A 22,576-nucleotide genomic window follows, 5' to 3' on the forward strand; every position below is an offset into this window, starting at 1 on the left:
AATTAGCGCCACCGTCTCATTTCATGTGGTGGACATCACCCTTCGCTCCCGTGCAACTACACCCCACCGACCGGCAGCAATACGGCGCTGCTGCGTTCGATCCGCGTTTCACGCACACCGCCGGTCTTTCAGACACGTGGCGGTGTCCTGACTGCCATACACAGGACGTCGGCCGCGTGTCGACCAGCTTTATCTATCGAGGGGAGCAGGAATATGGCCGAATCTGGCCAAACGGCAGTAGTTCTCGGAGCAAGCATTGCCGGGCTGCTGGCGGCCCGCGTCCTGGCTGACTTCTACGGCACCGTCAAGGTGGTCGAACGTGACGTGTTGCCCGAGCAACCGGTGACCCGGCGCGGAGTGCCGCAAGGAGCTCTCCCCCACATGGCGGCAGTGGGTGGAATGCGGATCATGAGCGAGCTGTTTCCCGGTCTGCCCGAGGAGCTGCTCGCCGGTGGCGCGCGCGTCTGGAACGACGGTGACCTGTCTCGAGTATCAATGTCGTTCAGTGGCCACGTATTCCAGAACTTTGGCTCGATTCCCGATCCCGAGACCGTAGTTGTGTACTACGCGCACCGGACGTTTCTCGAGTGGAGTCTGCGCCGCAGGGTGCTTGCCATTCCCAACGTCGAGTTGCTGCAGGGCTACGACGCGGTGCGCTTGACGTCTACCCCGCAGAAGGACCGCGTGACCGGTATTGTGATGGCGCACCGCGAATCTGGTGCCCAGAGCATTGTCGCTGCCGATCTTGTTGTCGATGCCACCGGGCGTGGCTCACGGACACCGGTCTTTCTCGACCAGCTCGGCTACGGCCGTCCGCGAGTAGATGAACTGAAGGTGCACGTCACCTACGCCGGCCTGCCCGTCCGGATGCCGGCGGGCACGGTGCACGAAGTCGTCACCCTGGTCGGCCCAGCGCCCACCCGACCCCAAGCATTCGCGCTATTCGCCGGTGAGAACGACACCTACATGGTCGCGATGCAAACACTCGCGGGGCACAAAGTGCCCACTGACCATGCCGCACTGCTGGATTGCGTTGCCGACATGGCCCCCCCGCATGTGCTGGCTGCGCTACGACGCGCCGAGCCGCTCGCAGATGTCACCCAGTATCGGTTTCCGTCAAACCGGTGGCGGCGTTACGACAAATTGAAGCGCGTGCCCGGCGGCCTGATCGTCATGGGGGATGCACTGTGCAGCCTGAATCCTCTTTACGGGCACGGGATGTCAGTCGCCGCCATCGAAGCACTCATTCTTCGGGACTGCCTGCGGCAGGGAGACCGGAACCTGCCGCGGCGGTTCTTCCGCCGCTGCGCCACAAAGATTCGCGAGCCGTGGCGGGCCGCGCTGAGTGCGGACTTGGCGTTACCGCAGATCGCCGGAAAGCGAACGATGTCCGTACGAATCGGCAACGCGTATCTGGAGCGGGTGCTGAGCGCCGCCGAAAATGATCCAGTCCTGATCCAGCAATTCCTGCGAGTGATGCACCTGATCGACCCAGTCTCGAGCTTGTTCCGGCCTTCGACGATGTTGCGGGTATTCAGAAGCGATCCTTCGTCGAAGAGGTCTCCAAATGAGCTTTCCAGTAAGCAATTTCATGCAGACACCGTTAGCGCACACGACAGGAGGACCTAAATGAAGCGCAGCGAGAATGACACCTGGGATGTAGCCACGAGTGTGGGTGTGACGGCCACCATGGTCGCTTCAGTCAGGGCAGCGGCCAGCAGACAGCCGAATCCGATCATCAATGATCCGTTCGCCGAACCGTTGGTGCGCGCTGCCGGTGTCGGGATGTTCACCCGGCTGGCGAGCGGAGACCTCGAGTTCTCCGATATCGGGAGTGGTTGGTTCGTTGACTTTTTCGCTGTCCGCACCCGGTTCTTCGACGACTTCTTCCCTGAGGCGTCATCCGCGGGCATCCGGCAGGCGGTGATCGTGGCATCCGGGCTGGACTCGCGCGCCTACCGGCTGAAATGGCCCACCGGCAACGTCGTTTACGAGATCGATCAACCGGCGGTGATTGCGTTCAAGGATTCGACACTGTCCGGTCTTGGCGCGCTGCCCGCCACGGAACTGCGCTCAGTGAATACCGATTTGCGCCATGACTGGCCAACAGCATTGCGACAAACGGGTTTTGATGCCACCGCGCCCACAGCGTGGATGCTGGAGGGACTGATGATCGGCTATCTTCCCGCCGACGCGCAGAATCTCATGCTGGACCAGATCACCGCACTTAGTGCACCGGGCAGCCGGCTCATCGCCGACCACTTGCCACCTCGCTCCAAGTCCCTCGGCTCCCTGCTCCAGGCTGTCACACCGAGCTGGCGGCAGCACGGCCTCGACGTAGACTTCGGTGGCCTGACCTTTTCGCACGAAAACAATGACGCCGAAAAGCATCTGCAGGCCAGGGGATGGAGCATCACCTCCCGCAGTTTGACCGACCTCCTCAGCGCCGCCCGGGTGAAGGCCGGCGACATGGACACCGGCCCGAATGGAGCGGGAGCGATCAAATATCTGATCGCCAGTCGAAATGATCCTGATGGCTAGCAAAAGCAAGCTGCTTAGCCGGCTCTGGCTGCCCACACTGGTGTTCATCGTGGTCGTCGTGGCGGTCCTCACCATCAATGCCGCTCGCGGCATCTTCGGCTCGCAAGACCGCACTCAAAGCCCCGGCAACAAGTTCGCCATCGCCCAGTTCAATCCGAAGCGGATAAATTACGAGATCTTCGGCGATTTCGACGGATGGGGACGAGTCAGCTATTGGGACGTCAATTCCAAGCCGGTCGAAGTCGACCTGACCGCGTTGCCGTGGACACACACCGAAACGACCGTACTGACCACCGCCACAGCCGATATCACCGCGCAAGTGGCGGGCGGAAATGTCGGCTGCCGGATCACTGTTGACGGCCAGGTGCGGTCGGAACACACCGCCACGGGCGAGCACGCGGGCGTGTGGTGTCAGGTGCTCTCCGCATGACCGACACCATCAGCACCCAAAAGACGCAACGGCCGTTCTTCGCCAGGACGATCCGCAAGTTTTCGCTGTTGGTCGTGCTCGGGTGGATCGGACTCGTGGTCGTGATCAATGTGATCGTCCCGCAGCTCGAGCCGGTGACCAAAGCCAACCAACGCCCCCTGGTCCCGCTGGACGCCCCATCGGCGAAAGCCCTCATACACGTCGGAGAAGTATTCAAGGAATCCGACAGCAACAGCTTGGTGATGGTTGTCCTCGAGGGCACCCAGAAGCTGAATGAACAAGACCACGCGTTTTACGACGAGTTGGTCGCAAAACTGCAGCACGACAAGCACGTTCAATACGTCATGAACCTATGGGGCGAAGGAACGACTGCTGCGGGGGTGCAGAGCAATGACGGTAAGGCGTCTTACACACTGGTGCGAGTCGCCGGCAATCAAGGTTCGACGCAGTCAAACGAATCCATCGACGCGGTGCGAGATCTGATCTCGCACAACCAGACCCCGCAGGGACTGAAGGTTTACGTCTCGGGTTCGGCGCCCCTGTCGGCGGACATGGTCGAGGCGGGCAACAAGAGCATGTTCAAGATCATGTTCGTGACCATCGTCCTCATCACGACGATGCTGCTGATCGTCTATCGCTCGATGACCACCGCGTTGCTCATCCTGTTCATGGTGATGATGGAATTGAGCTGCGGGCGAGGCATCGTCTCCTTCCTCGTCTTTCACAAGTTCATCGGGACATCGGTGTACTCGTCGAACCTTCTGGTGTCCCTGATCCTCGGCGCGGGTACCGATTATGCGATCTTTTTGATCGGCCGCTACCACGAAGCACGCCACGCCGGCGAAGACCGGGAAACCGCTTACTATTCCGCCGTCAGCGGCGTGTCACACGTCATTCTCGGATCCGGAGTCGCGGTGGCCGGCGCGACGTTCTGCCTGAAATTCACCCGGCTCAATTACTTCAGCACCTGCGGCGTTCCCTGTGCCGTGGGCTTGCTCACCGCGGTCGCGGTTGCTCTGACCTTCGGTCCGGCCATGCTGGCGCTGGGTAGTCGCGTGGGGATTTTCGATCCGAAACGTCCCGCCGGGGTGGGAATTTGGCGGAAGGTGGGAACACTGGTTGTGCGGTGGCCGGGGCGGCTCTTGCTGGCCAGTTGCGTGGTGGTGCTAATCGGAGCGATCACGCTCCCCACCTACCGTCCCAACTACGACGACCGGATATACATCGCCGATGACATCCCGTCGAAGCAGGGGTATGCGGCGAGCGACAGGCACTTTCCCGTCAGCAGGCTGAACAGCGACATGCTCCTGGTGGAATCCGACCACGACATGCGCAACAGCACGGACATGATTGCACTGGACCGGGTGGCGCGCAATGTCTTCCACACACCGGGCGTGGGAATGGTCCAGAGCGTCACCCGACCGTTGGGCACTCCGCTCGAGCATTCGTCGTTCACCTACACCATCGGCACGATGGGAACGAAGATCAAAGAACTGCTGCCGTTTCTCACCGACCTGAACAACCGGCTCACGGACATGGCCACGATCACCGACCGCATGACCGGCCTCTTACGTCACCAACAGGAGTTGACGTCACAACAGGCCGGAGCGACGCATCTCGCCGCCGAAGCCGCCCAGGGTATGAAAGACGTCACCGATGCGTTACGCGACAACATCGCCGACTTCGACGACTTCTGGCGCCCGCTGCGCAGCTATTTCTATTGGGATAAGCACTGTTTCGACATTCCGATCTGCTGGTCGCTACGCTCGCTGTTCGACGCGACCGACAAGATCGACCAGCTGGATGAGCAAATGGACAAGAATCTGCAGGCCGCGTTGATCCAGGACGCGGTGACCCCGCAACTGGTCCAGCTGATCGGCGACAACGCTGATCAACTCGACCAGTTGCACCAGGTCATCTTGACCGAGCACAGCACCATCGCACCTCAGTTGACCGAGTTGGATGAGCTGAGTCGCCAGATGATGGATCTGGGCTATGCCTTCGACAGTTCCAAGAACGATGAGTTCTTCTACCTACCGCCAGATACGTTCAGCAACCCCTCCTTTCAGATCGACCTGAAATATTTCGTGTCCCCGGACGGCAAATCGGCCCGGTACCTGATCTATCACGACGGTGAAGCACTCACCCCCGAAGGCATCGAGCACGACCAGACGTATCTGCCCGCCGCCAAGGAGGCGCTGAAAGGCACCACGCTCGCCGGATCGCGGGTCTATCTCGGGGGCGCTGCGGCGACGTACTGGGACATTCAGGACGCGACAAAAACGGATCTGATCATCGCGGCGACAGCAGCATTCGCGTTGATTTTCCTGGTGATGTTGCTCATCACCAGGGGCGTGATCGCGGCACTCGTCATCATCGGGACCGTGGCGCTTTCCTATTCCGGTGCTTTCGGTCTGTCGGTGCTGATCTGGCAGCACTTACTCGGCATTCCGCTCAGCTGGCTGGACCTGCCGCTCAGCTTCATCGTCTTGGTGGCGGTCGGGTCGGACTACAACCTCTTGCTCATCGTCCGTTATCTCGAAGAAAGCAAAGCCGGTTTGAACACCGGTCTGATCAGAGCGGTCGCTCATTCGGGCAAGGTGGTCACCACCGCCGGTTTGGTGTTCGCCGTCACCATGATGGCGATGCTGTCCAGTGACCTGCTCTCAGTCGGCCAGATCGGTTTCATCATCGGGCTGGGTCTTCTGCTGGATACGCTCATCGTGCGTTCATTCATCACACCCGCCATTGCCCGCCTGCTCGGGCCGTTCTTCTGGTGGCCCCGGCTGATACCTTCGCGGCCGGCCCGGACGACCAAGCAACGACATGTCGCGCCGGTGCACTATGCGGAAGTTCCGTGACGTCGGACGGGGACGTACCACCTGGCTCGGGTTCCGCCGAAGCAGGACAATCGGCACCGATCAGGTATTGTTAACAAGTCGGTAATCTTGCCGGCCCTCAGGGCAGACCGTTCACGTCGCCTCCTCTGAGACTTCTCAGAGGATTTTATGTCTTCCCTTGTCAGCGGCACCCCCTATTTTCGCGCGCCCGAACAGAGCGAGTCGATCGCTCCGGCGGCTCCCTTCGAGCTGCCTGCAGGTTCCACCGCGATCGTCTACTGCGAGGGCCAGTTCGGCGAGCAGGACGGTAAGACGGCCAACGGCCTGGTCCGGCACTCGGAGAAGTACGAGATCCTCAGTGTCATCGACAGCCTCCGGGCCGGAGTCGATGCCGGCAAATACCTCGACGGCACCGCGAACGGCATCCCGGTGCTGGCGTCGCTCGCCGAGTCCATCTCGCACGCAGGCCACATACCTGACTATCTGATCTGTGGGTTGGCACCTGCCGACGGCCTGCTGTCGGACAAGCAGCGGGTCGTGCTGCTCGACGGCATCGCCCGCGGGATGCACATCATCAACGGCCTGCACGAGTTCCTCAACGACGACGCCGAGTTCGCGGCGGCAGCCGTGATCGCCGGCGTCACCATCACCGATGTACGCCGACCGAAGGCCAAACGCGACCTGCACCTGTTCTCCGGCCGGATCTTCGACGTCACATGCCCCAGGATCGCGGTCCTGGGTACGGACGGGGCGATCGGGAAGCGCACCACCGCCACCTTGTTGGTCCAGGCGCTGAATGCGCGCGGCATCAAGGCGGTCATGGTCGGCACCGGTCAGACCACCTTGATCCAGGGCGGGAAGTACGGTGTCGCGCTGGATGCGCTGGTCCCCCAGTTCTGCTCGGGCGAGGTCGAGCATCAGGTCGTCGCCGCGTTCGAGGGTGAGGACCCTGACGTGATCGTGGTCGAGGGCCAGGGCGCGCTCAGCCACCCCGCGTACATCACGTCGGCTCACATCCTGCGTGGCAGCCGCCCCGCCGGCGTGATCGTGCAGCACGCGCCGAAGCGCAAGATGCTCGGCGACTTTCCGATGGTGGCGATGCCGACCGCGGCCAGCGAGATCGCACTGATCGAGGCGTTCGTCGACACCCGCGTCATCGGGGTCACGATCAACCACGAGGAAATGACCGAGGACGAGCTGAGCGACGCGATCTCCGAACATCATTCGCAGCTCGGCCTCCCGGTCACCGACCCTCTGACGCGCCCCGCGTCGGACCTGGTCGACATGGTGCTGACGGCCTTCCCCGCGCTCGCGGTGGTGGCCGAAACGACCACCCCGGTGTGACGCTTCGGATCGAGACCGATCTCGACAAGGTTGAGCAGAACACGCGAATCCTGGTGGACCGGCTTGCCTTAGCGGGCATCCGCGTCACCGGGATCACCAAGGCCGTGTTGGGCTCGCCGGGATGCGGCGCGGCGATGCTGCGCGGCGGTGCCTGCGGCCTCGGGGATTCCCGGGTGCCGAACCTCGCTCGGCTGGCCGGGCTCGACCGATCATTACGCACGTTGATCCGCTCACCCATGCTCAGCCACGTGGCACAGGTCGTTGAGGTCGCCGACGTCAGTCTGAACACCGAGGCCGTCGTGCTGGCGGCGCTCAATCAGGCCGCGTCCCAACAGAATCGCGTACACGCCGTCGTGCTCATGGTCGAGCTGGGAGACCTACGCGAGGGCATCGCGCTCGACGACGTCCCCGAGGCCGTGCGGGCCGTTCTCGGTCACTCCTCGCTGCGGCTCGTCGGGCTCGGCGCCAACCTGGCTTGTCAGAACGGTGTCATTCCCGACGACCGGAACATGGGCATCCTCACCGCGCTCGCGGACGACATCGAGGCACTGCACGGGATCTCGCTGGACGTCGTCTCCGGCGGCAACTCGGCGAACCTGAGCTGGGCTCTGCACACCCACGACGTCGGCCGGATCAACGATCTCCGACTCGGCGAAGCCATCCTTCTCGGTGTCGATCCGCTGTACCGGACACCGATCCCCGGCCTGCACACGGACGCGTTCACCTTGACCGCCGAGGTCATCGAGGTCGCCATGAAACCGGCTCAACCCTGGGGAGACCGTGCTCAGGCGGCCTTCGGCGAGGCGCCGGTCCGCACCGGCAGCAGGACCGTGCACCAAGCAATCCTGGCCCTCGGTCGCCAGGACGTGGACCCGGACGGTCTGCAGCCACCCGAGGGCATCACGATCCTCGGGATGAGCAGCGACCACCTGGTGGTCGACCTCGGCGATCACCCTGTCGCGGTCGGCGACGAGATCGACTTCGGTGTCGGCTACGGCGCACTCGTGCGAGCGATGACCTCACCCTTCGTCACCAAGATCGAGCACCTTGGCCGTTCCGTCGCACCCGAGGCGACCCGGGTGCCAACACCGATCCGGGCGGGTGGCGACCTACCGTCCGCATCTTGAGTGCCCTGACGGCGAGGATCGCGAGATGAACCGTGCGGAGCAGCCTTGTGCCCTGCACTGATGCTTGTGGTCCCGGCTGGGATCGAACCAGCGACCTTCCGCGTGTGAAGCGGACGCTCTCCCACTGAGCCACGGGACCGGCGCCGAGAGGCGAACGAGGGTGAAGATTAGCACGTGCGGGGCGCCGAGAATACGTGCCATATGCGCCTCGCTGCACCAGCGCGATAACCTGGACACGGTCCGTGCCAAGAGATTTGTGTGGGCCCGCTTGATTGGACTATCGTCGTCCTTCGCACCGGGCGACGATCTCGTCCGTTGCGCGCGGATGTAGCGCAGTTGGTAGCGCACAACCTTGCCAAGGTTGGGGTCGCGGGTTCGAATCCCGTCATCCGCTCGAAGGTGCAAGTGGCATCAAATCCCCACGGTGGAGTGGCCGAGTGGTGAGGCAACGGCCTGCAAAGCCGTGCACACGGGTTCGATTCCCGTCTCCACCTCCAAATTTTTTCCCAGCGCGATTAGCTCAGCGGGAGAGCGCTTCCCTGACACGGAAGAGGTCACTGGTTCAATCCCAGTATCGCGCACCAGCGTTATTGCACGTCAGAGGTGGTTTTTCAAGCCTCAGCTGAAAATCGTAGACTCCCCGTGGACTCCCTGAAAAATGCGTCCAGCAACCACACGGGAGATACCTCTATGTTCAATCTGCTCATCGACGGCGACCCATCCGGCACCTAACCCACCCACGCCGCCGCCCTGACAACACTGGCCACCATCACCGAACACGTTGGCCTTCACCCCCAACACCGCCGGCTGGTCCACCGTCGGCCCCCGACACCATCGCCGCGCGAGGCACATGCGACGACACCAGCGGCGGCGAGAACATCCCCGTATGGCAGTGGGAGACCCAGCCCGCCCTAAAGGTGAGCACCGACGCGTAAGACACTCGCCGCAGTCGCCCTCACCGCCGCCTGCCTCACGCTCGCAGCACCAGCCCACGCCGACCCCGACGACGGGGACGACACCACGACACAGCAGATTTGCGGCGCATTCGATTTAGGCATCCCGCAATCCGACATCCCCGGCGACCTCGGCCGCAACGACGCACGCTGGAACTACTGGCGCGCCCAACAACGAGTCACCCAAACCATCCTCGGCGGCAGCTGCGGCTGACTCGGCTACCGGTCGAAATACAGCGAGAACGTAAGCAGGGGGCTGTCCTCATGGAGCTTCGGCATGCCAAGCGGCGTTTCCCATTCGACCCGCTCATGAACGCGATGCATGCGCGGCGGAACCCAACCACCGGTAACTTCTGGGAACGGAGACGCCGCCGCAACGGCAAGCCTTTCCTCCCGGTACTCGTATTCCTCTTGGTAGTCCGTCAGCGCCTCTTCGAACACAAACACCAGCGTCTCCCCGTCCCCGGTCATGCTGGCTTCCACGACAGTCTGTTCGTCATCCCCGTAGCTGACCCTCGCCCGAACATTGCGGGCCTCATCATCGCCCCGCTTACGCAGCAGATACCTGCCGGGCTGCCCTGGATCCCATTCACCATCCCAATGGACATCGTGCTTCTCGATCTCGCGGGCCTCACCCCGGCCCGCTATCTCATTGGCGGTCTTGGCAAATTCCTTCGCATCGCTGGCCCTCTTGACCGCGACGTGCGCGTAGATGACTGCCACCACCCCCACGACCGCACTGATGCCAGCGACACCAAGGCCAACAAGGCCGATGACGTGATCGCTCATAACTCGGAAGAATGCCACTACCGCCGGGACTGCTACGCCACTTTGACTAACTCATCACTCAGCCGAACCCGGCGGTGGAATACTGCGCTCCATGTCCCCCCAGTCCAAGCCCCTCGCCCACCACAACGACGTGCCCGAACAAGACCGCGAATACGTCAACCCCACCGAGATCACACCCGGCGACTACCTCTACGACGTTGAAACCGACCAATGGGTCACCGTCGACCGAATCGACGGCGGACCCACCGCCAACTGGTGGAAACTCGACCACGACACCGAGACCGGATGGACCTTCCGCCTCTTCCCCGACCAGTTCATCGGCGTCGAACAGACCGGCGGGGGCGTCACGGCAACAGGCAACGTCATGCGCCGCAAACACGCCTGATGGCCGCGAGCGAATGGGTAAGGACCGACGAACCGTGCGACACGTGCGGCTACGCCAAATACGTCCAGACCATCACCACACCCAGCTCCCAAATTCCACGGTCGGCCCGGACCGACTCGTATGCGTACTGCCGCAACCTGAACTGCGAACAGGGCCGAATCCCACGCTAATGTCCATAGTGTCCAATATGATAAAGTTGGACACTATGGACAAGGGCAAGCGGCAAATACAGCTCAACCCCACCACCAAACGCATCGGCGGCGGACACGTCGTCGTCGGTGTCTCCCCCAAGCGCGAACCCCAGCCGGTCGACCTCGACAGCCACCCCGTCCAACCCGAGGTGGACGCTATGGACAAGGCAGCCAACCTCCGCGCACAAGCCGCCGAACTCATCCGCCAAGCCACCCAACTCGAAAACGCCTCACGCAACACCGGCGCGGACGGCCGCACCCGACCCACATGGGACCGCTTCAACAACGACCGGACCGAACAACAGGTACGCCAGCTCCGCGAAGCCGGGCAATCGGTCCGGGCCATCTCCGAGGTACTGGGATGCTCACGAGGCACCGCACACCGAATCATCCGCAAGCTGGGCCTCTGACCCAAGCTCCCGCACGACGGGTGGCTACCGGGTTGCGGTGATGCTAGGCGCTGGGCGGAACTACCTGCGGTGTTCCGGGCGTGCCCGGCGGTTGAATAGCGACAGCGAGGGTTTCGGTCGCGGTCGCGTCCGGGAATCCTTGGACGGTCACACGCCATTCGTATAGCCCTGGGTCAAGTTGGAGGCCAGCCCCGATCGTTATTGCCAGCGGAACCCGCACCGATGAGCCACGAATAGTCCCAGCGACGCGACCAACTTCGGCTCTGGCGTTAAACCGGATGGGCTGCGGGCCGAACGGGCCAGTGGCGGTTGCCGGTTCACCGTCTTGGGTTAGCAATTCGACCGTCAAATCGTGCGGTGTGTTGGTCTGATCCCAGTCGACATCGAAAACGATGAGGATGGTGAATGCCGGCATCGGTGACGGACAGGAACGCCAGCCCAACCCTAGGGCGCTGATCTTGCCCGATGCGTCGACTTGGCCCGCATCAGCAAGGAAGACGACAGTCCTCACCCTAGGAGCACGGGTTGACGCGGTTCGAATGTCTGATGGCTCGTATCAGGTGCCTCAAGCTCATCAAACGAACCGCTCGTGCTTGGCCTTTCAATCACGTCGGGTGGTGTCCCGGTCGCGAACATGACGACGAAGTTGTTGGGGGCGGTAGGCACCACAGTCTGGACAGGCACGCTGCTTTCCCACATCGCGTCAAACTCTTCTGCGGTGGTCTCAGTCTCGTCGAACTCGAACTCTGCCTCGTCGTCGTAGTTGTCGTCGGGTGTCATCCCTGCATCTTCCCCTCGTCAGCGATCCTCGGCAATGGCTGTCTTCAGCGCCCATTTTCCCTGTTCAACGTCGACCGGGTGCAGAATGGCACGTAACAATCTGTTATCCACGGTGCGCCCCTTCACTATTAATCTCCAACCTCCATTGTTGGGGTCGTAGTTCCAGCGCGCATTGTGATCACGGCTATAGCAAACCTCCCACACCTCGAAGCGAGTGAGGCCCGGCTGCTTCGCGTTGATCTTCGCGTTGATCGCGTCCGAAATCTTGACGTCGTAGATCGCGATCGGACCCGGCGGCGGGCTTGTCACTTGCCAAGTCTGTCATGACGGGGCATGGCTTGGAGCGGCGCGAAGGCACTCCGAGCATCCTCGCCGTCGTCCAACCTGTGCGGGCCCTGATGATAACGGGTACGGGGAGCTAACCCGGAAGCCATGGACTCCCCAGTCCTCGTCTCGGGGGCCTTCCGTTTCGATCCGTGTCAACGCCTGACTGACCCCGCTCTCGGACATCTGCACGGCTTCCCCGATATCCCGCAGCGTCCACCCCTCCCGGCGCAACTCCATAATCCGGCGGTCCCTCACATGCGGTGCCAACCCCTCACCCGGCACCGGCACCTCCTCGTCAGGATCCGCATGACACCACGCACTAAACCGCTCACTGCCCCGACCGTGATCGAACAGGCTGCGAGCAGCCGCGCCAGCAGCCGACGGCAACGCCAAACACCGGTAACGCCTCAACGCACCCAACCGGCCGGCCGCCACCTCCGCCGCCGTCACACCCAGCCACGTCAAATCGGCCGGCGTCAGCAGCGCCAGGACCGGATCGTCACCCCCGCCGACCACGACCGATCCACCAGCCGGGGCGGCCGTGACAGGTGACGCCGACACCACCCGGTGCACCTTTCCCCGGTTAACGCCCAGCTCACGGGCAATCTCCCGGATCGATAACCCCTCACTCCGCAGCGCAAGAATCTGTTCCTCCATGCCCCCATCATCCGCTGTCACAGTTTGCTGATCCGCTGTCACACGCCGACCGTGACGGCACGACCTGCAGATTTAGCCCCAGCAAACATCCGACCGGCCCCGCCCGGCAATGCCGCCGTATGACACGAAAAGCCTTGGTATTGACCAACTCTCAGCAGCGCACTATCGGTGTTTGCTGCGGCCCGGTGTCGTTGCTGGCCAACGCGTCAACTTGACTACCGGGGAGGGGTAAACCACCAGCTACCGCTCAGACTCCCTCGCCACCCACAGACTTTGCAGGGCTGGCCCCAAATCGACTGTCTACCAGTGGATTTCGCTTGTTTGTGGTCGGTCGGCGACATAGACTCCAGCTACCGGCCGACGCGGATTCGTTGGTCTGGGGAACCCCATGAGATTGGAGATAGTTGTGGATTTGATGGCTTTGCTGGCGGAGACGATTGTGACGCCGAGCGGCAGTATCGAGGTGTCGTTGTTCCGGGTGACGGAGCACGGTGTCACCCGATATGAGGTCGCGGTTCGGGATTCGCGGCCGCTTGGATTCAATTCGTTCGTCGGCCGGTGGTGCACGTTGAAGACGCTGGCCGATGAGTCGGCCGCGCGGCAGGAATATGCGAAGTGGCTCGCGACCGAACTGAAATGGGCAGGGCTGGCGTCGTGATCGCGGTTGATGCCCGGCCGGGTCGCAGGGTGTTTCAGCGCGTGATGGATGACGTGGTGCTGACGGTGATCGAGCACAGCGCGTCGTGTTTCGAGGTGTTCGCGGTTGGTGGTGGTCGTTGTGGCAGCTTGGGCCGGTTTGAGAGTCGTGCGGCGGCGTTGCGGCGTGTATTGGCCGGTGACTGACCATGAGCACGCGATTCATTGCTGGAGATCGCGTCACGAATGGCTACGGGAACGGGACGGTTGTCGACCTGCCCGGCCGGAGGTTTTGCGTGCCGAACGACACGCATGTGTGGGTGTCGTGGGATTTGGAACCGTGGGACGACGGACCGCAGTTTGATTCTGTTCATGTTGACGATCTGCGAAGGATCGATGCGTGAGCGCGTCAGGAGGGTCCACGGGTGACAGGTTCACGTTCGATGACCTGAGATCGGAGCCGGTGCCGATCGAACGATTGGAAGCGTTCGGGCCGGAGTGGCAGGCGCGCCGTCGTGCGGCGCTGGCCGAGCGCGCCGCCGTGCTGGCAGCTCATGTGGCGCGCGAGCGGTCGGAAGCTGTCGCGCGGAATCTGGCCGAGTCCAAGGTTCGTGTCGCTGCTCGGCATGCGTCCAAGGCTCCTGCGGCGGTGGTCGTGACCGGTGCTGATGAGCGGGAGGTGACGGTGCCGCTCGGTGAGACGGGTCTAGAACTGTCGCTGTCGTTGCCGACGGAGGGTGAGCTGGTCTATTACGTGCGCTGTGCTGGCGACGCTGCTGTAGCGGTGACGTTCGTGCCTGATCGTGAGCGCTGGCTGGTGTGGACGTGGCGTCGTGGTGAGTGGGTCCGCATTGGTGGCGTCGTGGTGAGTGTCAACGGTTCTTGAAAATTGACCCGGCACGGTTCTCACAAAATTGACTCACCCATCGCGCGATGTTGTGGGTCTGGTCTAGCTTGAAGCACCCATAAATCGATCACCAGCTGTTGACGTGCAGCACAGTTTCGATGGCTGTGCGCGGGCCTGTCCGGAAGTCGGTGCCGAGAGTGTAGGCAGTTGGTATGAGCGCACCTTGTCGGACGCCAGCGGGGATGTTCAGGACTTCGGCCACATCTTGTTCGTAGCGCAGGTGCAGGTCTGTCCAAACGGTTCCCAACCCGCGTGCCCGTGCAGCGAGCATGTAACTCCAGACCGCAGGAAATAACGAACCCCACATCGTGGCCTGCGTCGCGTCCGGTAACACGGCGCTGCCTGGGGCGGTGATACATGCGATCAGCAAAACGGGAACACGGTGGAGGTTTTCGGCGAGGTGCTCAACGCTGCTGGCGACCCGCCGCTGCGTTGAATCGAGGTTGCCCGCGGTGGCGAATAGTTCGTCGCTGTGAACAGCGGACTGTCGGTATTCGTCGAACGCGGCTCGGTAGAGAGTGGCGATGCGGGAACGCTGATCGGTGTCGGTTATGACCAGCCAGTGCCACCCCTGCCGATTCGAGCCCGACGGTGCTTGCAGCGCAATACTTATGCACTCTTTGACCACATTCAGATCAACGGGCCGGTCGAGATCGAGCCGCCGGCGCACCGCCCGCGTCGTGGTCAACAACTCGTCCGGTGAGAGGTTCAGGGGGAACGTCATTGCTCGATGATCGCAGCCGGTGTTCGACAACGCCCGGAAGAGTGTCGGACTCCAACACGCTGGACGGCAGGCACTACTGAGCCCGCCGATACCCTGGCTGAATGACTCAGCAGGAGCCACCGCCGCGGTTGATTGGATTTGATCAGTTCGATCGGCAAGAAAAGGCGGCCTGCTTAACTGCCGTGCGGGTGCTTGAGGCCGTGCAGGCCGAAGCGTGGGACGTCGGTGGCCGTCAAAATGCAGTGGATGCGATCCTGACCCTCAAGGACGGCCGGAAAGCAGCATTCGAGGTGACGAATCTGGCTGCTGAAGGAGCGCTTCAACTCGCAGTCCTGCTCGCCAAGGACAAACACAAATGGCCACTACCGGGCAAGTGGTGGTGGACGATTGACGTCGGCTCAGTGGCAGACCTGCGGCGGCTGAAACAGTGCTACGAGAACATCATCCGGATCTGCGAGCAGGCTGGCGAGCCGTATCCCGCCCAGATCGCATGGGAGCCTTCGGCGCACCAAGACCTGCGATGGCTTGTCTACGAGTCGTCGTCGGAGATGACTGGCTACCCCGATCAACTCGCGCAGAACATGAAAAATCCTGGGGCAATGGTGGTGCCGGTGGCCGGCGGTGGCGGTGGCGGTGGGTGGATTGATGAGTCCCTGTCTGGCTTTGTCGACGCGCTGAGCAAGGCATTCCAAAGCCCGCATATCCAGTCGCACTTCCAGAAGCTCGCAAGCGCCGACGCTGACGAACGCCACCTTTTCATCCCGCTACACGGCAGCGCACTCCCGTTCAGCGTCTCCTCGGAACTCGTTTTCGAGGAGACGTTGCCACGTGATCCTCCGGCGCTTCCAGACTCCGTAACTCACCTGTGGCTGGCGCCCGATGGCTCCAAAAGAGTGCTCTTGTGGATCCAAGCCGCAGGATGGCAGAACGTTCCGACTAAATCTGGCTAGGACCGTGCGATCACGGGATCGCTCCCGAACGCGCCGGCATATCCCGGCCGGGTGCGCTGGTGGTGGGAGCGATTTACGGCTTCGGCTGCCTCCATGGTGTCAGGATCCCGGTGCCGGTTCGCTTGAGCCGGATGGGAACCATGACCCTGCCGATCTTGGCGGGGTGTTGTTCAGGCGGTCTGCGTGCTAGCGGAGTGACGGTTGCCCGGTCGTTGCTGACAAAATACGTGGGTCGAGCGCCGTGGATCTGGGACCGCATGCTTCCGTACGGGTCGATGGCAAGCCAAAACGGAGCCCGTTCGGTGGCTTGCACCCATGGGTGGTCAGGGGTGCCACTGAGATAGAACTCTGCAGCGTCGGGTCGGCTCGACCTGAGCCCTAGTAGCACTTGAATGTGCTTGTGGAATTCGGCTTCCTCCGTGGTGTCTATGGTGCCGACTAGCTGCCAGTGATCACCGAGACCGGTGCCATCGAATTGGATCTGTGACGTCGTCGTCGAGACCCATACCTGCGGAATGGTCATGCCGCCATCTTGCCCTGAGAGGCGCTTGAACCTGATTGCGGCCGAGTATGTGCGGCCGGTGATCGAATCGATCAGGGTCGTCCACCCGGAATCGTCATCGGTCAGCCCTCGACGTCGTCAACGTCGTCAACGTCGTCAACGTCACCGGGCCGCCGACCCTTCGGCGCCGCCGCCGGGCTTACAAACAGCGCTGAGTGTTTCGTTCAGGGCTCGGTGACCTTGCTGCGTGGCTTCGCGTGAGGGTTTGGACGCGACCGGGCGAGTAGTCCGAGTTTCGTCGTCGGGACGGAGCATCCGCCGAGAAAGTGAGCGTTTCAGCGGTCTTGTTGCCAGCGCGGTTGTCGCGATTGACGACTCTTGAGGTTTGATAGCGACTAAGTGATCTAAATTGAGCCGGTGCCCGCCCGGACTCCAGAGGACCGACGTGAACTCGACGCGTTATGGGCTCGGCTGAAACAGCAAAACGAGGTCGCGAGGCACACACCGCCTAAAAGGGCCGGGGCACGGATAGTGGGCTCATCCGGCGGTCACTGGCGCACACCTCAGTCGACTGTCCTGCGTTGGATACCACCCGGACGAATTCTTACTCAGTACGGCACCTTGGCTGGCGGTTTCCGGGCGGAGCCTCGGTTTGATGCATTGGCTCCGATGGTTGAGATGGATGTTTCCATGCTGCTTGGTCGGCTCGATGTAGAACAAACGGCGCGCTTCGTCACCAAACGACCGCCCAAGCCCTCTGCGGCGGTGCGCTACTTCAACAGCGACGACTTGTACCTGAATGGCTATTTGGTGACTCTTACGCCTAGTGAACGGATTCCTACTCACGTGTCCGTGCACTTCGGGCCGCCGTTCGGTATCAAGGACGTTGAACAAGCCCGCGCTAGCTGGGCAGACCCCGACCGTGTAACACTTGATTCGTTGGCACTACCGGACGACGGGAACGATCAGTGAGTACCGCCTTAAAGGGCAGACCGGACTGGTCTCGCCCGACAGGCCAAGCCCCCACTGTCTTGGCGGTATGGGACGGTGCGCCGACGCTGTTTCTCGCCCCTACTTCTCGCGGCGCCATCCTCTGGTGGGAGTTTGATGTCGATGACGACGAGTCACGGTACGTTCTCTTAGCTCATGTGACTGGGCAAGAGGCTCAGACTGTATTTGATGCTGCGCCTGGGATGGGCGCGATAGAACCGATCAGAAATTTCATGACCGACAACCGGGCGGTTATCGCACGTCGTCATCCGTCTTTTTGCACGGCGGAGCGGTTCGTCTTCATCCCTCGCCAAGGTGATGAAGAGAGCTTTACTGCCTTTCTTGACGCGGTTCATGATGAGCTTGCTCGCGAAGAGCTTCCCCATCCCGAGCATGTGAAGCGGCGCAAGCGTGCCGCAGGAACTGGGCGGCGCTGGCGTCGCTCGGATGATTCCTTGTTGGACGCCTTGGCTGCGAGCGTGGGCATTCCGGCTTAGCCGGGCCACTGTTTTTTCACTGGTCGGCCCTCGACATCGTCAAAGTCACCGCGCCGCTGACCCTTCGGCGGCGGCGTCGCCCGCAGCAACACGTACGCGCGGCCATCACCGTGCGTCCGCTTCCGCCAGATCCGGCACCGGGAACACCGCTTGCACCGGCCCACGCACACGTCAGCGTCAGCCTCTTTGTCGTAACGCTTCCAGCTGCCCCGGCAGCAGTCCCACTGGGGCGAACCGCTCGGTCAATCGTGTCCGGTAACGACGGCGGTTTCCGCGCGCGCCAACTTGGGGAAGGTGCTTGGGACGCCTTCCCAAGGGGCGCAACCCGTTTCACAGTGCCGGTGGCGATAGCCTCCACGCGCCTATGCGCGTGCCCACGTCTCGCGGGAGATCCACAAAGCGTTCACTGCGTTTCGAGAAGCGAGAACGGCCCGGTTCACGCGTTGGCCGTCGGCCCCGGTGGACGCAAGTTCGATCCCGTTGAGAGTGACGGTACGAGAATGTTTTCCGTGGACGGGTCAGGCGAGGGCCGCGCCGGCGTGTCCCAAACAGCACGCTGTACAACAGGTTTGAGGCACGACAAAGCACGGCCCCAAGACAGACAGTGCCGTCCTGGCGCCTAGGTTTTCCGGCTAGCGATTTTTGTGGCTGTCAGGGGTCATCGGGGTCCGAAGTTGGGCCAGCGGCGTGGGCGCGGTTTGGTGGCCCGGTCCACGACAGTCGATTTGCTGCCGTCGGTGGGGCGGGCCGCGTGCGCTTCCGCCTCGGTCGGGTGGTACGTCGCGGTCGCGTGATACGGATGCTGGTTCTCCCACACGAGGCACGCAAATCGCTCGGCGGGATTGATGATGATCCGCCCGTCGTCGTCGGTGTCGTCGTCGTCATCATCGGGCACCTGAGTCACATCGGGATCGGTGGCTGTTCGACACCAGCAGCGGCTGGAGTGGCGCATACGGGGCCGCTTCCAGACAAATCGGTGGATCAGGCCAGCGGTTTCCAATTCGCGGCGGACACGCGCGACGGCCATCGAATTGGTAATACCGGGAAGTTCGGTGATCGCCTTATCAGTCCGATCCGCATCCTCGATCAACGCGGCGCGGGCTGCGCGGATTTGCGCCTCCAACGTCGGTCGGTCGGTCATGGGGTTGGGCGGCTTTTCATCGATAGTTCTTCTCTCGGCGCTGCTCGGCCAGTTCCGCAGCCTGATTAAGCCAGTCGGCAAGTCTGCGCGCCTGCCACGGCGGCATATCCAACATTGCGGACGGCACCCTGTCTTCGGGATCCCACGGGCGCGGAAAGACGGTCGCATGCACCCATCCGTCATCGCCGGCTAGAACTTCAAGGCTGGTGGCGCAATCGCTGAAGCCCATGTTGCCGACCTCGCGGGTGGCGAGCCATTCGTCGTCGTCGCCGTTTTCGACGACATGCAGGTGGCGGTCGGTTGTGTCGGTCATTCGTTGGTTCTCCTTTGTTCGATCTCTTCGTTGAATTCGGCGATCCGTTCGGCGATGACCTGTTGGCGGTGTTCCCGCTGGCGGACGGCCGCGAGGTGGATCCGCAGGCACGCCTTGCACAGCGGCTCCCCGGTTCGGCCCCGCCGAATGTTGCCTTCGTCCATCATCAGATGCCCGAACCGGCAGAACAGCGCTAGTTGTTCGTTCACGGGTGACCACCGAACGACGGTGCATACCGGCGTCCATGCGCCGACGGGTATCTCGCCAGCTGCGGGTGCCGCTCCTCAGGCGGCAACGACGCCTGACAGCCGAAATGAGTCGGCCGGCTCACCCCGTCACGCTGCCCGCACACGCAAAACCGTTCACACACCAGGCAACTCGGATAACCGGTCACGGCTGACCCCCGTTGCCGTCTTGCGGACCCAAGGCCAGCCAGTCCAGCCCTTTGTCGTCTCCCGGCGGCAGCGCACCACGAGGCGGTTGAGCGCCGATCCGCTTCATGAGTTCAACGGCCCGTGTTTGCTGCTCATCGATGCTGATTCCGCCGGCCAACGCCAACGGGGCTAGCTTGGCGCGCTTTTTGCCTTGGTTGCGCGCCATCGTCGTCATGGTCGAACCGTCGCGGTTGTAAGTCATTCCGTCGTCGGTGAGCGGCCATGTGTTCCAGCGGTACCGGCGCGCCCGGCCGCAGGGATGGCAGTCGCCTTCTGTGCCGTTGGGTTGGTGCGCCGCGCAGAACTCAGACGGCGGGGTGATGCCGCCGATAGTGGGTTCGATCTGAGAAGGCACAAATCCCAGACGCACATACGGGGCGGGGGGGTCGTTTGTTTGCGTTGCTGGGATCAAGTCAGCGCTGGGGACAATCTCAGCCGGCGGCGGGGTGGGCGCGGTCTCTCGCGCGCGCCCCCCTCGGGAACTCTTATCGGGATCTTTATCGGGAAAGACGGGAACAGTGGCGTCAGTGCAACGTGCACTACCCCGATTTGCAACGTGCACTTCGCCTGATGCAACGTGCACTTCGTCGGCTGCAACGTGCACTTCGCCGGTGCACGTTGCGTCAGTGCAACGTGCTTGGGTCTCAGTGCACGTTGCGTCAGTGCAACGTGCACCGGGTAGCACGTCGAACCGAGACGCCTGATATTGGTTGCTGCGACCGAACTTCGTGACATAGCGAAGCGCCACAAGCTGTTTGATCGCCCGCCAGATCGTGGTGCGATCCAGCCCCGTCAAGTTCACGAGTTCGGTCACGCCGAGCGACGCAATACGGGAGTCGCCTCGGCACGTGTCAGCCATGATGAACAGCACTGCGAATTCGGTGAATCCGGCACCGGGGAGTCGTCCCGCGAGACGTTCTTGGCGTACCTCGGCGGTCATCTTCCAACTCATGGGCCACCCCCGTTGTTGTCGGTGGGCAGCGTTTGTCGGTGGGAGGCAGTACGATCGAGTCGAACTCGGACATGGTTCACTCTGCGATCGCCGCCCCCATGGGGCGGCATCGTCATTTCTGGGCTGCCTTGGCGGTGAAGGCAGCATCAATCTCGCCCAGATCGAAACGCATAATGCGCGGCCCGAGGTAATAACGCGTCAGGCGGCCATCTTCGGCCATCACTCGGATGGTGCGGACGGTGACGCCTAGGTAAGCGCTGACTTGTTTGGTGGTGGCCCAACGTCGCCGTGATGCTGGGGCATCGCCGTCTGGGTGCCGACGGGAGGAGCGCCGGTTAGATGGGGCAATCGTTGCGACGGTGCACAACATGAGCCAAAAGGAAATACGCAACACGAAACAGCCCTCTCACAGGGAGTTTCGTACTGGGCAAAGGTGGAATGCTGATCCGGCTCGGCACGAGAACCGGCGATAGCGGTTCGACCGCGACACTACCACAGCAGTCCGGTGAACCTCGTGCACTTTTAGGGTGTGTCGGTGACCAGCCTCGATAATGCGGCGGCGATCCGGGCATCGGCACCTTGGGCGGCGTGCTGATATCTCAGTGCTGCCGCTGGGGTCGAATGTCCAAGGCGCGCCATCAGTTCCGCCAATGTCGCGCCGGTGGCTGCCGCTAGCACCGCGCCGCTGTGACGGAGGTCGTGGAATCTCAGGTCAGGCCGTCCCGCTGCGTCCCGCGCACGGTAGTACCGCCTGTACAAGCTGGAAGGTGCGAGGTGTTCGCCGCCGGCAGCCGGGAACATCAACGCCTGCGGGCCGGGGTCGACGTGGTCCACAAGGTGGGCTTTGATCACCGGCACAAGGTGCGGCGGGATATGGACATCACGCGACCCCGCGACACTTTTGGGGGTGCCTCGCTCGAATCCGGCCTTGACGCGCACTACCCCGCGCCGCACCCGGATCACCCCGTCCTCGACATCCACGTCCTTGCGCCGTAGCTCGGTCAGCTCACCGAACCGCAGCGCGCACCACGCCGCCAGCAACACCATGGCTTTGTATTGGGGCGGTTCCATGTTGTCGACCAGCTTGGCCAGCTCGTCGATCGTGGCCGGGCGGATCTTCACGGCCCGTTCTACGCTGCCGGCGCCCCGGATGACACACGGGTTCGCGGGGATCTTCCTGTCGGTGACAGCGGTGCCCATGATGGTGCGCAGCAGCCCATACGTGTGCGCGCGCAGCGTGGGGGTGTCTTTGTCCAACTTGGCGTACCAGCTCCGTACGTCGTCGGCGGTGATCGACCGCAACGGCAGCCCACCGATTGGCTTGCCGATGATGTGATGATCGAGCAGCTTCCGATAGTGCTCGGCGGTGCGCGTCTTCAAGTCACGCTGCTCAAGCCAAGTGTTGGCGTAGGTGGTGAGCGTCAACGCCTTCGTCCCCGGCGCGGGTGCCTTGTCGTCCTCCGGCGGTAACCACTTGTTTCTCAGAATGTCCGCCTGAACCGTGGACAGCCACTGCCGCGCGGCACGCTTCGTGGTGAACGTCGTCGGCCCTTTGTACCGGTGGCCTTCCGGCCCGTAGTAGCGGGCTTGCCAGCGCCCGGACGCCAATTGACTGGCGCTACCGAACGCGCCCTTGTCTTGGGGTCTGCGACCCTTCCCCTGCGTCACTGTGCGCCTCCCAGTGCCTTCTCGGCGTGGACTCCCCGTAGACTCGATGAGGTTCCGCCAGCTTACTACGAGATTCACCGTGGTTCCG

24 protein-coding genes and 4 tRNA genes are annotated in these 22,576 nt (G+C 62.6%); 16 read left to right on the plus strand and 12 right to left on the minus strand.

Going from position 1 to position 22,576, the window contains the following annotated elements; genetic code table 11:
* The first annotated feature begins 213 nt into the window (after window positions 1-213).
* From ACTXG5_RS22775 to ACTXG5_RS22800, 6 genes are all read left to right on the plus strand, one after another.
* The gene (locus ACTXG5_RS22775) at window positions 214-1,629 is read left to right on the plus strand and encodes an FAD-dependent oxidoreductase (protein ID WP_445160940.1); all 1,416 of its coding nucleotides are present in this window, start codon (window positions 214-216) and stop codon (window positions 1,627-1,629) included.
* Complete coding sequence (locus tag ACTXG5_RS22780) at window positions 1,630-2,541, plus strand: class I SAM-dependent methyltransferase (protein ID WP_445160941.1); 912 nt, start codon at window positions 1,630-1,632, stop codon at window positions 2,539-2,541.
* Complete coding sequence (locus tag ACTXG5_RS22785) at window positions 2,534-2,971, plus strand: MmpS family transport accessory protein (protein ID WP_445160942.1); 438 nt, start codon at window positions 2,534-2,536, stop codon at window positions 2,969-2,971. The genes ACTXG5_RS22780 and ACTXG5_RS22785 overlap by 8 nt, the downstream gene beginning before the upstream one ends.
* On the plus strand, window positions 2,968-5,832 hold the full coding sequence (locus tag ACTXG5_RS22790; RefSeq protein ID WP_445160943.1) for an MMPL/RND family transporter: 2,865 nt from the start codon (window positions 2,968-2,970) through the stop codon (window positions 5,830-5,832). Before ACTXG5_RS22785 ends, ACTXG5_RS22790 begins: the two co-directional genes overlap by 4 nt.
* A 147-nt stretch (window positions 5,833-5,979) precedes the next feature.
* A complete protein-coding gene (locus ACTXG5_RS22795) occupies window positions 5,980-7,155 on the plus strand; it encodes a DUF1611 domain-containing protein (RefSeq protein ID WP_445160944.1) in 1,176 nt (391 codons plus the stop codon).
* Entirely contained in the window at window positions 7,152-8,282 is a 1,131-nt protein-coding gene (locus tag ACTXG5_RS22800; RefSeq protein ID WP_445160945.1) for an alanine/ornithine racemase family PLP-dependent enzyme, read from the plus strand. The genes ACTXG5_RS22795 and ACTXG5_RS22800 overlap by 4 nt, the downstream gene beginning before the upstream one ends.
* Window positions 8,283-8,349: 67 nt before the next feature.
* Here the strand turns inward: ACTXG5_RS22800 and ACTXG5_RS22805 are convergent.
* Window positions 8,350-8,421 (minus strand) — tRNA-Val (locus tag ACTXG5_RS22805).
* A 182-nt stretch (window positions 8,422-8,603) separates the two neighbouring features.
* Here ACTXG5_RS22805 and ACTXG5_RS22810 point away from each other — a divergent pair.
* The 3 genes from ACTXG5_RS22810 to ACTXG5_RS22820 all read left to right on the plus strand — a co-directional run bounded on the left by ACTXG5_RS22810 (window position 8,604) and on the right by ACTXG5_RS22820 (window position 8,866).
* Window positions 8,604-8,676 (plus strand) — tRNA-Gly (locus ACTXG5_RS22810).
* A 29-nt stretch (window positions 8,677-8,705) separates the two neighbouring features.
* Window positions 8,706-8,779: transfer RNA gene (locus tag ACTXG5_RS22815), tRNA-Cys, on the plus strand.
* Between the two features lie 12 nt (window positions 8,780-8,791).
* Window positions 8,792-8,866 (plus strand) — tRNA-Val (locus ACTXG5_RS22820).
* A gap of 588 nt (window positions 8,867-9,454) precedes the next feature.
* Here the strand turns inward: ACTXG5_RS22820 and ACTXG5_RS22825 are convergent.
* Window positions 9,455-10,024: a hypothetical protein gene (locus ACTXG5_RS22825; RefSeq protein WP_445160946.1), complete on the minus strand. Its 570-nt coding sequence runs from the start codon at window positions 10,022-10,024 to the stop codon at window positions 9,455-9,457.
* 91 nt (window positions 10,025-10,115) lie between these two features.
* Here ACTXG5_RS22825 and ACTXG5_RS22830 point away from each other — a divergent pair, with 91 nt between their 5' ends.
* A complete protein-coding gene (locus ACTXG5_RS22830; RefSeq protein ID WP_445160947.1) occupies window positions 10,116-10,409 on the plus strand; it encodes a hypothetical protein in 294 nt (97 codons plus the stop codon).
* Window positions 10,410-10,596: 187 nt separating this feature from the next.
* The gene (locus tag ACTXG5_RS22835) at window positions 10,597-11,010 is read left to right on the plus strand and encodes a helix-turn-helix domain-containing protein (RefSeq protein WP_445160948.1); all 414 of its coding nucleotides are present in this window, start codon (window positions 10,597-10,599) and stop codon (window positions 11,008-11,010) included.
* Window positions 11,011-11,517: 507 nt separating this feature from the next.
* On the opposite strand, the gene ACTXG5_RS22840 is transcribed toward ACTXG5_RS22835, so the two are convergent.
* Together ACTXG5_RS22840 and ACTXG5_RS22845 are read right to left on the minus strand one after the other, a co-directional pair.
* Window positions 11,518-11,790: a hypothetical protein gene (locus tag ACTXG5_RS22840; protein ID WP_445160949.1), complete on the minus strand. Its 273-nt coding sequence runs from the start codon at window positions 11,788-11,790 to the stop codon at window positions 11,518-11,520.
* Between the two features lie 18 nt (window positions 11,791-11,808).
* Complete coding sequence (locus tag ACTXG5_RS22845) at window positions 11,809-12,099, minus strand: hypothetical protein (RefSeq protein ID WP_445160950.1); 291 nt, start codon at window positions 12,097-12,099, stop codon at window positions 11,809-11,811.
* 1,081 nt (window positions 12,100-13,180) lie between these two features.
* On the opposite strand from ACTXG5_RS22845, the gene ACTXG5_RS22850 reads away from it, so the two are divergent.
* Together ACTXG5_RS22850 and ACTXG5_RS22855 are read left to right on the plus strand one after the other, a co-directional pair.
* Window positions 13,181-13,432 (plus strand): hypothetical protein, encoded by a 252-nt coding sequence (locus ACTXG5_RS22850; RefSeq protein WP_445160951.1) that lies wholly within the window; start codon window positions 13,181-13,183, stop codon window positions 13,430-13,432.
* Window positions 13,433-13,810: 378 nt separating this feature from the next.
* Window positions 13,811-14,296 (plus strand): hypothetical protein, encoded by a 486-nt coding sequence (locus tag ACTXG5_RS22855; protein ID WP_445160952.1) that lies wholly within the window; start codon window positions 13,811-13,813, stop codon window positions 14,294-14,296.
* An 88-nt stretch (window positions 14,297-14,384) separates the two neighbouring features.
* Here ACTXG5_RS22855 and ACTXG5_RS22860 read toward each other — a convergent pair whose 3' ends face one another.
* Window positions 14,385-15,041 carry a nitroreductase family protein gene (locus ACTXG5_RS22860; protein ID WP_445160953.1) on the minus strand — a complete coding sequence of 219 codons (657 nt, stop codon included), beginning with the start codon at window positions 15,039-15,041 and terminating at the stop codon, window positions 14,385-14,387.
* A gap of 101 nt (window positions 15,042-15,142) precedes the next feature.
* Here ACTXG5_RS22860 and ACTXG5_RS22865 point away from each other — a divergent pair, with 101 nt between their 5' ends.
* Window positions 15,143-15,991, plus strand: coding sequence for a hypothetical protein (locus ACTXG5_RS22865; protein WP_445160954.1), 849 nt, complete (start codon window positions 15,143-15,145; stop codon window positions 15,989-15,991).
* A gap of 73 nt (window positions 15,992-16,064) precedes the next feature.
* On the opposite strand, the gene ACTXG5_RS22870 is transcribed toward ACTXG5_RS22865, so the two are convergent.
* Window positions 16,065-16,514 (minus strand): hypothetical protein, encoded by a 450-nt coding sequence (locus ACTXG5_RS22870; protein ID WP_445160955.1) that lies wholly within the window; start codon window positions 16,512-16,514, stop codon window positions 16,065-16,067.
* A gap of 648 nt (window positions 16,515-17,162) precedes the next feature.
* Between ACTXG5_RS22870 and ACTXG5_RS22875 the strand changes: the two genes are divergently transcribed.
* Together ACTXG5_RS22875 and ACTXG5_RS22880 are read left to right on the plus strand one after the other, a co-directional pair.
* Window positions 17,163-17,465 (plus strand): hypothetical protein, encoded by a 303-nt coding sequence (locus ACTXG5_RS22875; protein WP_445160956.1) that lies wholly within the window; start codon window positions 17,163-17,165, stop codon window positions 17,463-17,465.
* 59 nt (window positions 17,466-17,524) lie between these two features.
* Window positions 17,525-17,980: a hypothetical protein gene (locus ACTXG5_RS22880; protein ID WP_445160957.1), complete on the plus strand. Its 456-nt coding sequence runs from the start codon at window positions 17,525-17,527 to the stop codon at window positions 17,978-17,980.
* A 658-nt stretch (window positions 17,981-18,638) separates the two neighbouring features.
* Here ACTXG5_RS22880 and ACTXG5_RS22885 read toward each other — a convergent pair.
* From ACTXG5_RS22885 to ACTXG5_RS22910, 6 genes are all read right to left on the minus strand, one after another.
* Complete coding sequence (locus ACTXG5_RS22885) at window positions 18,639-19,121, minus strand: hypothetical protein (RefSeq protein WP_445160958.1); 483 nt, start codon at window positions 19,119-19,121, stop codon at window positions 18,639-18,641.
* Window positions 19,122-19,137: 16 nt separating this feature from the next.
* A complete protein-coding gene (locus ACTXG5_RS22890; protein ID WP_445160959.1) occupies window positions 19,138-19,434 on the minus strand; it encodes a hypothetical protein in 297 nt (98 codons plus the stop codon).
* Window positions 19,431-19,643, minus strand: a complete 213-nt coding sequence (locus ACTXG5_RS22895; RefSeq protein ID WP_445160960.1) for a hypothetical protein — start codon at window positions 19,641-19,643, stop codon at window positions 19,431-19,433. Before ACTXG5_RS22895 ends, ACTXG5_RS22890 begins: the two co-directional genes overlap by 4 nt.
* 181 nt (window positions 19,644-19,824) lie before the next feature.
* Window positions 19,825-20,223 (minus strand): hypothetical protein, encoded by a 399-nt coding sequence (locus ACTXG5_RS22900; RefSeq protein WP_445160961.1) that lies wholly within the window; start codon window positions 20,221-20,223, stop codon window positions 19,825-19,827.
* 709 nt (window positions 20,224-20,932) lie between these two features.
* On the minus strand, window positions 20,933-21,190 hold the full coding sequence (locus ACTXG5_RS22905) for a helix-turn-helix transcriptional regulator (protein ID WP_445164555.1): 258 nt from the start codon (window positions 21,188-21,190) through the stop codon (window positions 20,933-20,935).
* A gap of 152 nt (window positions 21,191-21,342) precedes the next feature.
* The gene (locus tag ACTXG5_RS22910; protein ID WP_445160962.1) at window positions 21,343-22,488 is read right to left on the minus strand and encodes a site-specific integrase; all 1,146 of its coding nucleotides are present in this window, start codon (window positions 22,486-22,488) and stop codon (window positions 21,343-21,345) included.
* Between the last annotated feature and the right edge of the window lie 88 nt (window positions 22,489-22,576).

The organism is Mycobacterium sp. Dal123C01 (assembly GCF_052566995.1).

What these genes read in the sequence shown, in the direction of transcription:
- ACTXG5_RS22775 (WP_445160940.1), top strand. Translation starts at nt 214, where the DNA reads ATGGCCGAATCTGGCCAAACGGCAGTAGTTCTCGGAGCAAGCATTGCC.
- ACTXG5_RS22780 (WP_445160941.1), top strand. Translation starts at nt 1,630, where the DNA reads ATGAAGCGCAGCGAGAATGACACCTGGGATGTAGCCACGAGTGTGGGT.
- ACTXG5_RS22890 (WP_445160959.1), bottom strand. Translation starts at nt 19,434, where the DNA reads ATGACCGACACAACCGACCGCCACCTGCATGTCGTCGAAAACGGCGAC.
- ACTXG5_RS22865 (WP_445160954.1), top strand. Translation starts at nt 15,143, where the DNA reads ATGACTCAGCAGGAGCCACCGCCGCGGTTGATTGGATTTGATCAGTTC.
- ACTXG5_RS22790 (WP_445160943.1), top strand. Translation starts at nt 2,968, where the DNA reads ATGACCGACACCATCAGCACCCAAAAGACGCAACGGCCGTTCTTCGCC.
- ACTXG5_RS22785 (WP_445160942.1), top strand. Translation starts at nt 2,534, where the DNA reads ATGGCTAGCAAAAGCAAGCTGCTTAGCCGGCTCTGGCTGCCCACACTG.
- ACTXG5_RS22860 (WP_445160953.1), bottom strand. Translation starts at nt 15,041, where the DNA reads ATGACGTTCCCCCTGAACCTCTCACCGGACGAGTTGTTGACCACGACG.
- ACTXG5_RS22905 (WP_445164555.1), bottom strand. Translation starts at nt 21,190, where the DNA reads ATGTTGTGCACCGTCGCAACGATTGCCCCATCTAACCGGCGCTCCTCC.
- ACTXG5_RS22835 (WP_445160948.1), top strand. Translation starts at nt 10,597, where the DNA reads ATGATAAAGTTGGACACTATGGACAAGGGCAAGCGGCAAATACAGCTC.
- ACTXG5_RS22885 (WP_445160958.1), bottom strand. Translation starts at nt 19,121, where the DNA reads ATGACCGACCGACCGACGTTGGAGGCGCAAATCCGCGCAGCCCGCGCC.
- ACTXG5_RS22825 (WP_445160946.1), bottom strand. Translation starts at nt 10,024, where the DNA reads ATGAGCGATCACGTCATCGGCCTTGTTGGCCTTGGTGTCGCTGGCATC.
- ACTXG5_RS22840 (WP_445160949.1), bottom strand. Translation starts at nt 11,790, where the DNA reads ATGACACCCGACGACAACTACGACGACGAGGCAGAGTTCGAGTTCGAC.
- ACTXG5_RS22870 (WP_445160955.1), bottom strand. Translation starts at nt 16,514, where the DNA reads ATGACCATTCCGCAGGTATGGGTCTCGACGACGACGTCACAGATCCAA.
- ACTXG5_RS22875 (WP_445160956.1), top strand. Translation starts at nt 17,163, where the DNA reads ATGGTTGAGATGGATGTTTCCATGCTGCTTGGTCGGCTCGATGTAGAA.
- ACTXG5_RS22830 (WP_445160947.1), top strand. Translation starts at nt 10,116, where the DNA reads ATGTCCCCCCAGTCCAAGCCCCTCGCCCACCACAACGACGTGCCCGAA.
- ACTXG5_RS22795 (WP_445160944.1), top strand. Translation starts at nt 5,980, where the DNA reads ATGTCTTCCCTTGTCAGCGGCACCCCCTATTTTCGCGCGCCCGAACAG.